The 10,557-nt window shown below is 70.4% G+C and carries 10 protein-coding genes and 1 riboswitch; of the genes, 3 read left to right on the top strand and 7 right to left on the bottom strand.

Annotation, left to right across the window (positions count from 1 at the left end; genetic code table 11):
- The first annotated feature begins 95 nt into the window (after nt 1-95).
- Complete coding sequence (locus CG723_RS03835; RefSeq protein ID WP_100591708.1) at nt 96-521, top strand: hypothetical protein; 426 nt, start codon at nt 96-98, stop codon at nt 519-521.
- Nucleotides 522-606: 85 nt separating this feature from the next.
- Here CG723_RS03835 and CG723_RS03830 read toward each other — a convergent pair whose 3' ends face one another.
- Nucleotides 607-2,172 (bottom strand): APC family permease, encoded by a 1,566-nt coding sequence (locus tag CG723_RS03830; protein WP_100591707.1) that lies wholly within the window; start codon nt 2,170-2,172, stop codon nt 607-609.
- A 192-nt stretch (nt 2,173-2,364) separates the two neighbouring features.
- Between CG723_RS03830 and CG723_RS03825 the strand changes: the two genes are divergently transcribed.
- A complete protein-coding gene (locus tag CG723_RS03825; RefSeq protein ID WP_100591706.1) occupies nt 2,365-3,000 on the top strand; it encodes a TetR/AcrR family transcriptional regulator in 636 nt (211 codons plus the stop codon).
- A gap of 108 nt (nt 3,001-3,108) precedes the next feature.
- Here the strand turns inward: CG723_RS03825 and CG723_RS03820 are convergent, their stop codons facing one another.
- Both CG723_RS03820 and CG723_RS03815 read right to left on the bottom strand, forming a co-directional pair.
- Nucleotides 3,109-3,900 carry an SGNH/GDSL hydrolase family protein gene (locus CG723_RS03820; protein ID WP_100591834.1) on the bottom strand — a complete coding sequence of 264 codons (792 nt, stop codon included), beginning with the start codon at nt 3,898-3,900 and terminating at the stop codon, nt 3,109-3,111.
- A 193-nt stretch (nt 3,901-4,093) separates the two neighbouring features.
- On the bottom strand, nt 4,094-4,900 hold the full coding sequence (locus tag CG723_RS03815) for a M23 family metallopeptidase (RefSeq protein ID WP_100591705.1): 807 nt from the start codon (nt 4,898-4,900) through the stop codon (nt 4,094-4,096).
- A 3-nt stretch (nt 4,901-4,903) separates the two neighbouring features.
- Nucleotides 4,904-5,084, bottom strand: a riboswitch (cyclic di-AMP (ydaO/yuaA leader).
- 408 nt (nt 5,085-5,492) lie between these two features.
- Here CG723_RS03815 and CG723_RS03810 point away from each other — a divergent pair.
- Entirely contained in the window at nt 5,493-6,290 is a 798-nt protein-coding gene (locus CG723_RS03810) for a tyrosine-protein phosphatase (protein WP_100591704.1), read from the top strand.
- A 31-nt stretch (nt 6,291-6,321) separates the two neighbouring features.
- On the opposite strand, the gene CG723_RS46795 is transcribed toward CG723_RS03810, so the two are convergent.
- The 4 genes from CG723_RS46795 to dxs form a co-directional block, all read right to left on the bottom strand.
- The gene (locus tag CG723_RS46795) at nt 6,322-6,495 is read right to left on the bottom strand and encodes a DUF6126 family protein (RefSeq protein WP_199841643.1); all 174 of its coding nucleotides are present in this window, start codon (nt 6,493-6,495) and stop codon (nt 6,322-6,324) included.
- Entirely contained in the window at nt 6,492-7,133 is a 642-nt protein-coding gene (locus CG723_RS03805) for a helix-turn-helix domain-containing protein (RefSeq protein ID WP_100591703.1), read from the bottom strand. The genes CG723_RS46795 and CG723_RS03805 overlap by 4 nt, the downstream gene beginning before the upstream one ends.
- A gap of 114 nt (nt 7,134-7,247) precedes the next feature.
- Nucleotides 7,248-8,633 carry an aspartate aminotransferase family protein gene (locus CG723_RS03800; protein WP_100591702.1) on the bottom strand — a complete coding sequence of 462 codons (1,386 nt, stop codon included), beginning with the start codon at nt 8,631-8,633 and terminating at the stop codon, nt 7,248-7,250.
- Nucleotides 8,630-10,543, bottom strand: coding sequence for a 1-deoxy-D-xylulose-5-phosphate synthase (dxs, locus tag CG723_RS03795; protein ID WP_100591701.1), 1,914 nt, complete (start codon nt 10,541-10,543; stop codon nt 8,630-8,632). The genes CG723_RS03800 and dxs overlap by 4 nt, the downstream gene beginning before the upstream one ends.
- Between the last annotated feature and the right edge of the window lie 14 nt (nt 10,544-10,557).

The following is a 10,557-nucleotide window of genomic DNA, read 5'->3' as shown; positions in this document are numbered from 1 at the left end:
CATTCCCTGCGGGGAATTGTCGCGCCGCACCCCGCCACGCACAGTTCACCCATCACCGACAGCCATCAGGGACAGGACAGGAAGAGAGCGAGTCCATGCCTCACATCGACGCACAGGAGCTGGCCGGCCGGTACGCGGCCGTCTGGAACGAGCGGGACCCCGAGCTGCGCCGCAAGGCAGTGCACGCCCTGTGGTCCCCGGACGGCGTGCACGCCCTCCTGCCGCCACGGGAGTTGCAGGAGACGGCCGTACGCCTCGGCTTCCCCACGGCCGCCTTGGAGGCGCGCGGACACGACGAGCTGGAGGCACGGGTGACGCGGGCCCACGAGGAGTTCGTGGCGACCGGCGAGTACACCTTCAGGGCGACGGCCGCGCACGCACAGCAGTTGAACGACGTCGTCACGTTCCGCTGGGAGTCGGTCATCACCCGGAGCGGCGAAGTGACGGGCGGGGGACTGGAGTTCGTTGTCGTGGCGCAGGACGGACGCATCGTGCGCGACTACCAGTTCGTCGGCGTCTGACCCGACGAGGCGTCCGTCGGGATCCGACACGCCGGAGGGCCCTCCCCGCCACGGGGAAGGCCCTCCCTTGCGCGTGAGCGCGCTACTAGCCGACGCGCCTGCGCGTCCTCGTCCCCGTCGCGTAGAAGACGAGCCCGATGCCGACGAAGAGCACCAGGGGCACCACCTGGCTCAGTGTGTACTGGGCCCGCTCACCGGCGAACGACTCCGGCAGCGAGTCCGCCGCGTTGCCCGCCGAGCCGAACCAGCCGACCCCGAAGCCCGGCCAGATCAGCACGATCACGGTGAACGCCACGAACCCGGTGGCGAGGACGCTCACGACCCACGCGCCCACGCGTCCGCCCGGGACGGCGTACGGGCGTGGCGTGTCCGGGTACTTGCGGCGCAGCACGGCGAGGCTGGGGAACGTGATGACGTACGAGATGAAGGTGGTGCAGATCGTCAGGCCGAGGCCCGCCGCGAAGTACTTCTCGCCGTTGCCGCCCGTGAGGTTGAGGGCGACCACGAAGAGGATCGAGCCGAGCACCGCGGAGAGCAGGTTCACCCGTACCGGCGTCCCGTGCTTCTCGGAGATGCGGCCGAGCCACGCCGGACCCGCGCCGTCCGCGCAGGCGACGGCCTGCGCGCGGTGGGCGCCCATGGCCCAGGTGACGCCCGAGGTGAGCAGGCCGATGATCAGGCCCGCCGCGGCGACCCCGCCGAATACGGAGCCGAGGCCCGTGAGCGTGACCGTGCCGTCGGCCGCGATCGAACCGCCGTAGACCGTGAACACGGCCTTGCAGGCGTCGATGAAGCCGCCGAGGCTGCCGATCTCCTGGCTGGGCAGCACGAAGAGGATGCCGAGGATCGGGCCGCCGTAGAGGAGGACGGCCGCGAAGCCGGAGCGCAGGATCGACAGGGGGATGTCGCGCCGGGGGTTCGTCATCTCCTCGGCCGCGGAGCTGGGCAGTTCGAAGCCGACGTAGTTGAAGATCAGGACCGGGACCAGTGCCACGAAACCGGCGTACGTCGGGACGAACTCCCCTGCGGGCAGCGCGTGTACGCCGTGCTGGACGGCGAACACCACCACGGAGATCAGGAAGAACCCGAGGAGCACGATCCGGGCGACGGCGCCCGCGATGGGCACCCACTTGCCGATGCGCACGGACTGCACGACGGCCAGTGCGCCGCCCCAGATGAAGACGAGGCCGGCCGCGTACTTCCAGAGTCCCGGCAGCGGGGTGAAGAACTCCTCCCACGTGGTGAGCGCGATGATGCACAGGCTGCCGCCCACCCAGACGGGGTTGGAGATCCAGTAGAGGAGCTGGTTCACACCGGCGACGAGCCGCCCGAACGCCAGGCGCGTCCATACGTAGGGGCCGCCCTGCACGGGGAAGGCCGAGCCGAGTTCGGCCACGAGCAGCCCGTACGGGAGGAAGAACGCGAGGGCGAGGATCGCCATCCACGTCAGGCCCTGGGGACCCTGCGCGGCCACGGAGCCGATTGTGTCGAGGCCGACCAGGGTGCAGATCAGGAAGAACAGCACGTCCAGCCTGCGCAGGTCCTTCTTGAGCCTGGAGCGCTGTTCACCCCAGCCCTCTGACAGGTCAGGCAGGTCGGGCGCGCCCGTGGCGGACGGCTCGGTCGGCGGTATCGGCGGCGCTTGGGTCACGGGGAAACTCCTGCTGCACGGCTGGGCACGGGCGTGACAGTTGTTCTTGAGACGGCCTATTGACTGAACGGCCAGTCAGTAAGCGAGACTGTGACGGGCACCACTGGGCACTGTCAAGAGTCGTGCACGAGGCGTTCGCGCCGGGTTCGCCGCCCGGCGCCCACCGTCGGCGCCCGTGTGTAGGGTTACCGCGTGGCAAGAGTGCGGTTGAGCGTGGCCGAGCGGCGCGAAGAGTTGCTGCGGGCCGCCATCGAGCAGATCGAGGCGCGGGGCGTGGCAGCCGTGCGCATCGCCGACGTCGCCGCAGCGCTCGGGGTGAGCAACGCGCTGGTTCTGTACCACTTCTCGACGAAGGAAAAGCTCGTCGCGGCCGCATTCGCGCACGCCGCCGAGGGTGACCTGGCGCATCTGCGCAAGCTGCTGGGCAAGCGCACGACGGCGCTGCGCCGGCTGCGCTCGGCCGTGCGGTGGTACGCGCCGACCGGGCAGGCCAAGGGGTGGCGGCTGTGGATCGAGGGCTGGTCCGCGGCGCTGCGCGAGCCCGCGCTGCGGGAGGTCACCCGCGACCTGGACAAGCAGTGGAAGGCGGCACTCACCGAGGTCGTCGCGGAAGGCGTGGCGGCGGGCGAGTTCCGCTGCCCGGACCCGGCCGGCGCCGCGCTGCGCCTGACTGCGCTCCTCGACGGGCTCGCGGTCCAGATGACCGCGTACACGGGGACGGTTTCACGGACGCGCATGCAGGAGTGGGTGGACGACGCGCTGGCCCGCGAGCTGGGACTTGAGCGGGCGGACCTGACGGCGACGACGCCGGCTGCGACGACGAGCTGACGGCGGCGCGACGTCGGGCTCCCCAGGGGGCACGGTGTGACCCCCGGAGAAATGGCGCGGGGGAGCCGCCCCCAAAGGCAAGCTCCCCCATGACGCGCGCCGTTCCCGTCAGAGCGGCAGCAAGTCCGGCCGCTTCGCCGCCACATGATCCCCGGACGACTCGCCCCGCAGCCGTCGGCCGATCCACGGCACGAGGAACTCCCGTGCCCAGTGGATGTCGTCGCGCCGCACCTCCAGCGTGCCGCGCGGCGGCTGCGCCGGCCACGGCTGGTCCGGGTCCGCCGGCACCTCGACGCCGAGCGCCTGCCCCGCCCGCAGCGCGACCCGTGTGTGACCCTCGGGCGAGAGGTGCAGCCGGTCGCCGTCCCAGGCACGGCGGTCCTGGACGGTCTTGAGAGACCACAGGTCGAGCACCGGGCAGCCGTAGCGGTCGGCGACCGCGCGCACATGCCCGTTGTACGTCGCTATCTTGCCGCGCAGATGCTTGAGGACCGGGACGTCCCGGGTGTCGAAGCCGGTGGTCACCATGACCGTGCCGACGGCGGAGGTCAGCCGGGCCACGGCCTTCTCGAAGCGCTCCGCGACGTCGTCGGGGTCGGTGCCGGGACGGATGATGTCGTTGCCGCCGGCGGCGAAGGTCACCAGGTCCGGGGCGAGTTCGACGGCGCGCGGGAGCTGGTCCTCCACGATCTGGTCGAGGAGCTTGCCGCGCACGGCGAGGTTCGCGTACCGGAAGGAGTGCTCGGGGGTCCGGTCGTCCAGGAGGACGGCGAGACGGTCGGCCCAGCCCACGAAGGCCCCGTCGGGACCCGGGTCCCCGACGCCTTCGGTGAAGCTGTCCCCCACCGCCGCGTAGGACCGAATCGTGCCGCCGCTGAGTGATCTCGATTCGTTTGCCACGACCACACATCTTTCACCCTGCGATGTGACCTACGCGACCGTAGGAAGGGGTTGACGGGGCGTGATATAGCCCACCCGGTCAGTTTCGCGATTTCAGGAATACGACGGGGATGCGGAGGAGGCTGCGACGAAGGGGCGGGCCCGGAACCGGACCCGCCCCTTCACGTCACACGCTCACGTCACACCATCGAGGTCAGAGAGAGACCCCGTGCCCACGGAGGTACGCGACCGGGTCCACGTCCGAGCCGTAGCTGGGGGTGGTGCGGATCTCGAAGTGCAGGTGCGGTCCCGTGACGTTGCCGGTCGCGCCGGAGAGGCCGATCTGCTGCCCCTCGGTCACGGTCTGCCCGGACGAGACGGAGAGGGACGACATGTGGGCGTACTGCGAGTACTTGCCGTCGGCGTGCTGGATGACGACCTCGTTGCCGTACGCGCCGTCAAGGCCGGCCGACACGACGGTACCCGCGGCGATGGCCTTGAGCGGGGTGCCCGTCGGGATCACGAAGTCGACACCGGTGTGGTAACCGCTGGACCACATGGCGCCCGCGGTCTTGTACGCCGTACCGATGGAGGCGCCCTGGACGGGCAGCGTGTAGCCGGAACCAGTGGTGGTCGCCGCCGCGGCCTTGGGCGCGGAGGCCTGAGTGGCGGTGGCCGCGGCCTTCTGGCCGATCGTCAGCTTCAGGCCCGGGTGGATCACGGACGGGTCGCCGCCGATGACCGAGCGGTTGTCGGAGTAGAGCTTCTTCCAGCCACCGCTGACGTTCTGCTCGTCGGCGATCTTCGAAAGGGTGTCCCCGCCCTTCACGGCGTAGGTCTTGGCCACGGCGGGAGCGGCGACGGACTGCGCGACCGAGTGAGCGGCCGCCGGAGTCGCGGCGTGGGCGCCGGTGGCACCCATCAGCGGCAGCGCGAGCGCGGCGCCACCCACTCCGGCAACGACGATCGTGCGTGCGAAGCCCTGGGACTTGGGACGGCGGTGCTTACCCTTCGCGGGCATGGGGATTCCTCTCCGTCGCCTGCGAGGTGAGCTGTCGGGTTCGGGCTGGAGCTGCCCGGCCGCACCCCTTTCGGGCACGGCTTCACCCCGAGCCGTGGCCGGTGTGCCGGATACGGCGGTCTACCTGGGTCCCCCGCTCCTGCCGAGCACGGATCGATGTGCGGATTCCGGGCGGCGGCAGGATGAGGCGGTCCGTCCGGATTGCGCTGAACGTAAGCGAGCGGGGAGCGCGGGGACAAGGCGCGAAATCCCTTGGACAGTCCGGTTCTTGATCCTTAAGCGGCCCTTTCCGGAAAAGGCCGTCACGCTCCGTCTATTTACGATCTTTGCGACTGCGATACCTACTGGAAACGCGTTCGGCTCCGCCGCCACGCACGGTCACCGCTATGACCCTGCTCACCCATCGGCTACCATATGGCGCCATTTCAGGGTTAGTTATCCCGTACGCTGCGATTGCCTATTTATCGGTTCATTTCGGGCATTCGATATGCAATCGCCTGCCGCCTCTCACATGATTGCCCCCGGCAGTCATGTCGTATCGTCGAAGGCGCCCGCAGGCGAGCAGCGCCGCGGCCGACCGGGAGGAGCCCCCGTGACGCAGCAGGTCCCGTCCACCGAGCCCGAGTTGGCCGGAGTGCGCAACTTCCGCGATGTGGGTGGCCTCCCGACTGTGGACGGCCGTCGGGTCAGGCAGGGCGTGCTGTTCCGCAGCGGTCACCTCGCGCACGCCACGGATGAGGACGCCGCGTTCCTCTCCTCGCTCGGGCTGCACACGATCTTCGACTTCCGCAACGCCGCCGACCAGCGCCTCGAAGGCCCTGACGTCACGCTGCCCGGCGTGCGGAACGTGAACCTGCCGCTGACCGACCCCGCGGACGGGGCCGAGTTCTGGCAGATGGTGCGCGACGGCAACCTCGACGAGCTGCGCGCCGCCCTCTCGGAGGGCCAGGCCGCGGACCGCATGATCACGTCGTACCGGACGATCATCGCGGAGCGCACCGCCGAGCACAGCCAGGTGCTGCACTCCCTCGCCGAGGACAGCGTGCCCGCGCTCATGCACTGCGCGGCCGGCAAGGACCGCGCGGGCCTCTCGATAGCGGTCACGCTCCTGGCCGTGGGTGTGGAGCGCGACGCCATCGAGGCGGACTACCTGGAGTCGAACGCGGCACACCGCCGCTACAAGGTGCACCGCAGCAGCGCCTCGAAGGACGCGATGTCACCCGAGGTCATGGAGCTGCTGAGCCCCCTGTTCGACGCCCGCGCCACATACCTGGCCGCCGCCTTCGAGACGGTCGCAAAGACGTGGGGTTCCACCGACCGCTACCTGGAGGAGGGCCTCAAGCTGTCCCCCGCCCAGCGCGAGCGGCTGCGCGAGCGCCTTCTCGACTGAGGCCGGGACCCGACAGGCCGCGTGAGGGGCGTCAGCCGCGTGACGCCCCCAGCGTGAAGAGCAGATAGATGAAGCCCGCGACGAGGTGCCCGGCGAAGACGTAGACAAGCAGGCGCACCCAGATGCCGCGCGGGAGCTTGTCCTCGATGTCACGCCGGGCGGGCTGCCGCTCGGGCTCGGTCACGTCGTTGGGCTCTGCGCTCATCGAGGGCCTCCCTGGGGCCGTTCGCTGCCACCCGCCGCCGGGCCGAGACACAGCGCGGCGGACGGGCTCTGCAGCAGGGTGTGTACGAAGAGGAGCTCGGCGCCGTCGCGGTCGGCGGCGGCGATCCGGTGCGGGGTGAGCGAGTCGAAGTGCGCGCTGTCCCCCGGCGCGAGCGCGTACGCGGTGTCCCCGAGCCGCAGCCGCAGCCGCCCTTCGAGGACGTACAGCCACTCCTCACCGGGGTGGACACGCACGATGTCGCCCTGGGCGCCGAACGGCACATGGACGCGCAGCGCCTGCATGCCGCGCCCCGGGGCGCCTGCCTGCCGGTAGATCCAGCCGCCCGCCTCGGTGGCCTCCATGTCTCCGGAGCGCACGACCGCGTCCCGGTCGGCGGGCGTCTCGCCCAGGAGTTCGGAGACCGTCGTACCGTAGGTGCGGGCGAGAGCGAGCAGCATCGGGAGCGACGGCTGACGGCGGCCCGTCTCCAGACGGGAGAGGTGCGCGGGCGAGAGCCCGGCGGCACGGGCCGCGGCCTCCAGGGTCAGGGCGGCGCGGCGCCGTAGTTCGCGCAGCTGCGGGGCGACGGCGGGCAGCTCCGTGGGTTCCGGAGCCGGCTCCGGAGGGGCAGGGCTCATACCCTCGATTGAGCCAGAGTCGTACCTCTGGGGCAAATTTCTTGCCCCAGAGGCAAACAGCGTCGCCCTTCCAGAGGCACCCGTACGAATCCGAGCGGTGCCCCTGCGAAGCGGTCAGCGGTTGGCGACCGCCTGCTTCACCAGCGTCTTGCCGAAGTCCCACATCAGCCCGCCGCCCGAGTGCGCGTCGTCCATGACGGCGGTGAACGCCTCGACGAAGCGGTCCACCTCGTGCTCCCCGATGATCAGCGGCGGGATCAGCTTGATGACCTCCAGATGGTCGCCGGAGACCTGCGTGAGGATCCGGTGCTTCTGGAGCAGCGGCACGACGACCATCTGCGCGAAGAGGCCCTTGCGCGCGGCCTGGAGCATCGTCCAGCGGCTGCGCAGCTTCAGCGACTTCGGCCGCCCGAACTCGATGCCGATCATCAGGCCGCGGCCGCGTACGTCGCTCAACAGCTCGTAGCGGTCGACGAGAGCGGCGAGCCGGGACTTCAGGAGCTCACCGGTCGCCCGGGCGTTCGCGACGACCTCCTCGTTCTCCATCACGGAGAGCACGGCAAGGCCCGCGGCCATGGCCTGCGCGTTCGAGCCGAAACTGGCCGAGTGCACGAGGACCCGGTCCATGGACGAGTAGACCTTCTTGAAGATCCAGTCCTTGCCGAGCGTCGCGCCGACGGGCACATAGCCGCCGGAGAGCGCCTTCGCCACACAGACGAGGTCAGGTTCGACGCCCTCGTCGTGCTGGTAGGCGTAGAAGTCGCCCGTCCTGCCGAGGCCCGTCTGCACCTCGTCCGCGATGAGCAGAGCCTTGTGCTGGTGGAGCAGCTCCTGGGCGGCGCGCAGATAGCCGGGCGGCGTCCCGTGGACACCCTTGCCCTGGATGGGCTCGACGATCAGCCCGGCCACGTCGCCCTTCGCGAGCTCCGCGCGCAGGGCGTCGAGGTCGCCGAGGGGCACGGCGGTGTCCGGCAGGAGCGGCGCGAAGCCGTCCCGGAATCCGGACTCGCCGTTCACGGACAGAGACCCGGTGGTCAGCCCGTGGAAGGCGTGTCCGCAGTACAGGACCCTGGGCCTGCCCGTGGCGTACCGGGCGAACTTCAGCGCCGTCTCGACGGCCTCCGTGCCGCTGTTGCCGAAGAAGACCCGGTCCAGGTGCGGGCTGTGCGCGAGGAGCCGTTCGGCGAGCAGGCCCGGCAGCGGCTGGCAGTCGAAGCGGGTGAGGTCGGCGAGTGAGGCGTCGAGGACGTCGTGCAGCGCCTTACGGACGACGGGGTGGTGCCGGCCGAGGCCCATCACACCGAACCCGGCGAGCATGTCCAGGTAGTCGTTGCCGTCCTCGTCCCAGAAGTAGGCGCCTTCCGCCCGCTCGTAGACCTTGTCGAAGCCGATGGTGTGCAGCATGCGCGGGAGCTGGTGGTTGAGGTACTTGGCGTGCAGCTCGTAGCGCTCGGCTCCGCGGTCGGCCAGGAGTCTTGCGAGATCGAACTCCTTGCTCATACGTCGTCGCTCTCCTTGCCGGCCACGAGGGCCGCCGTCTCGGCCCTGCGGGCCATGCTGGTGCCGATCCGCCCGGCGATCTCGACGGGCGTGAGCCCGATGTCCGCGAGCACTTCACCGCGCTTGGCGTGCGCGAGGAACTGGTCGGGGATCCCGAACCGCCGTACGGGTACGTCGACTTCGGCCTCGCCGAGCGCGAGCGCCACGGCGGAGCCGACGCCGGCCGCCTTGCTGTTGTCCTCGACGACGGCGACGAGCCGGTGCCGTGCCGCGAGCGGCGCGAGGTCCGGGTCGACGGGTTTGACCCAACGCGGGTCCACCACCGTGCAGTTGATGCCGCGCGCTGCCAGGAGTTCCGCGACCTGGAGGCACACCGGCGCCATCACGCCGACGGAGACGAGGAGTACGTCGGGGTCGTCGGCCCGGTGCAGTACGTCGAGGCCGCCGATCCGGTCGACCGCCGGGATCTCGGGGCCGACGGACTCCTTCGGGAAGCGGATCAGTGTCGGGGCGTCGTCCACGGTGACTGCTTCCCGGAGCTGGGCCCGCAGTTGCTCGGCGTCGCGAGGTGCGGCGATGCGCAGGCCCGGTACGACCTGGAGGACGGACATGTCCCACATGCCGTTGTGCGAGGCACCGTCGACGCCGGTCACGCCCGCCCGGTCGAGGACGAAGGTCACGCCGCAGTTGTGCAGCGCCACATCCATGAGGAGCTGGTCGAAGGCGCGGTTGAGGAAGGTGGCGTAGACGGCGACGACCGGGTGGAGGCCACCCGTCGCGAGTCCGGCCGCCGAGACCGCCGCGTGCTGCTCGGCGATCCCCACGTCCCACACCCGGCCGGGGAATTCCTCGGCGAACTTGGTGAGTCCGACCGGGTGCAGCATCGCCGCGGTGATCGCCACGACGTCGTCGCGCTCCCGTCCGATGCGGGCGATCTCGTCGCCGAACACCGAGGTCCAGGAAGGGCCGTTGGACGGCGCGAGCGGCTCGCAGGTGAGCGGGTCCATCACGCCGACGGTGTGGAACCGGTCGGCCTCGTCCGCGAGGGCGGGCTCGTAGCCGCGGCCCTTCTCGGTGAGGCAGTGCACGAGCACGGGCCCGTGGAACCGTTTCGCACGTCGCAGCGCGGACTCGACCGCGCCGAGGTCGTGCCCGTCGATGGGTCCCACGTACTTGAGCCCCAGGTCCTCGAACATGCCCTGGGGCGCGAAGGCGTCCTTGAACCCCTTCTTGGCGCCGTGCAGGGACTCGTACACGGTGTGTCCGATGACCGGGGTGCGCAGGAGGACGTCCTTGCCCCAGGCCAGGACCTTCTCGTAGCTGTCGGTGGTGCGCAGGGCCGCCAGGTGGTTGGCGAGTCCACCGATGGTCGGGGCGTACGACCGTTCGTTGTCGTTGACGACGATGATCAGCGGGCGGTCCTTGGCGGCCGCGATGTTGTTGAGCGCCTCCCAGGCCATGCCGCCGGTGAGCGCCCCGTCTCCTATGACGGCGACGACGTGGCCCCGCTCGCCCAGGACCTGGTTCGCCTTGGCGAGGCCGTCCGCCCAGCCGAGCGCGGTGGACGCGTGGCTGTTCTCGATGACGTCGTGCTCGGACTCCTCGCGCGAGGGGTAGCCGGACAGGCCCCCCTTCCCGCGCAGCTTCGAGAAGTCCTGACGACCCGTCAACATCTTGTGTACGTAGCTCTGGTGGCCGGTGTCCCACAGGATCCGGTCGACGGGCGACTCGAAGACCCGGTGCAGGGCCATCGAGAGCTCCACCACCCCGAGGTTGGGTCCCAGGTGGCCGCCGGTCCTCGCGACCGCGTGGATCAGGAACTCCCTGATCTCCGCGGCCAGTTCGCCGAGCTGATCCTCGCTCAGCGCCTTCAGATCGCGCGGCCCCCGGATGCTTTCCAGAATTGTCACGCTCGGGCCCCCTC

Origin of the sequence: Streptomyces sp. CB01635, assembly GCF_002803065.1 — a bacterium.
Lineage (GTDB): Bacteria > Actinomycetota > Actinomycetes > Streptomycetales > Streptomycetaceae > Streptomyces.
Note: the sequence above shows the minus strand (reverse complement) of the source record. Positions and strands in the feature narration are given on the sequence as shown.

Excerpts from the sequence above, each read along its gene's own strand:
- CG723_RS46795 (WP_199841643.1), bottom strand. The coding sequence starts at position 6,495 with ATGAGCGCAGAGCCCAACGACGTGACCGAGCCCGAGCGGCAGCCCGCC.
- CG723_RS03800 (WP_100591702.1), bottom strand. The coding sequence starts at position 8,633 with ATGAGCAAGGAGTTCGATCTCGCAAGACTCCTGGCCGACCGCGGAGCC.
- CG723_RS03805 (WP_100591703.1), bottom strand. The coding sequence starts at position 7,133 with ATGAGCCCTGCCCCTCCGGAGCCGGCTCCGGAACCCACGGAGCTGCCC.
- CG723_RS03835 (WP_100591708.1), top strand. The coding sequence starts at position 96 with ATGCCTCACATCGACGCACAGGAGCTGGCCGGCCGGTACGCGGCCGTC.
- CG723_RS03815 (WP_100591705.1), bottom strand. The coding sequence starts at position 4,900 with ATGCCCGCGAAGGGTAAGCACCGCCGTCCCAAGTCCCAGGGCTTCGCA.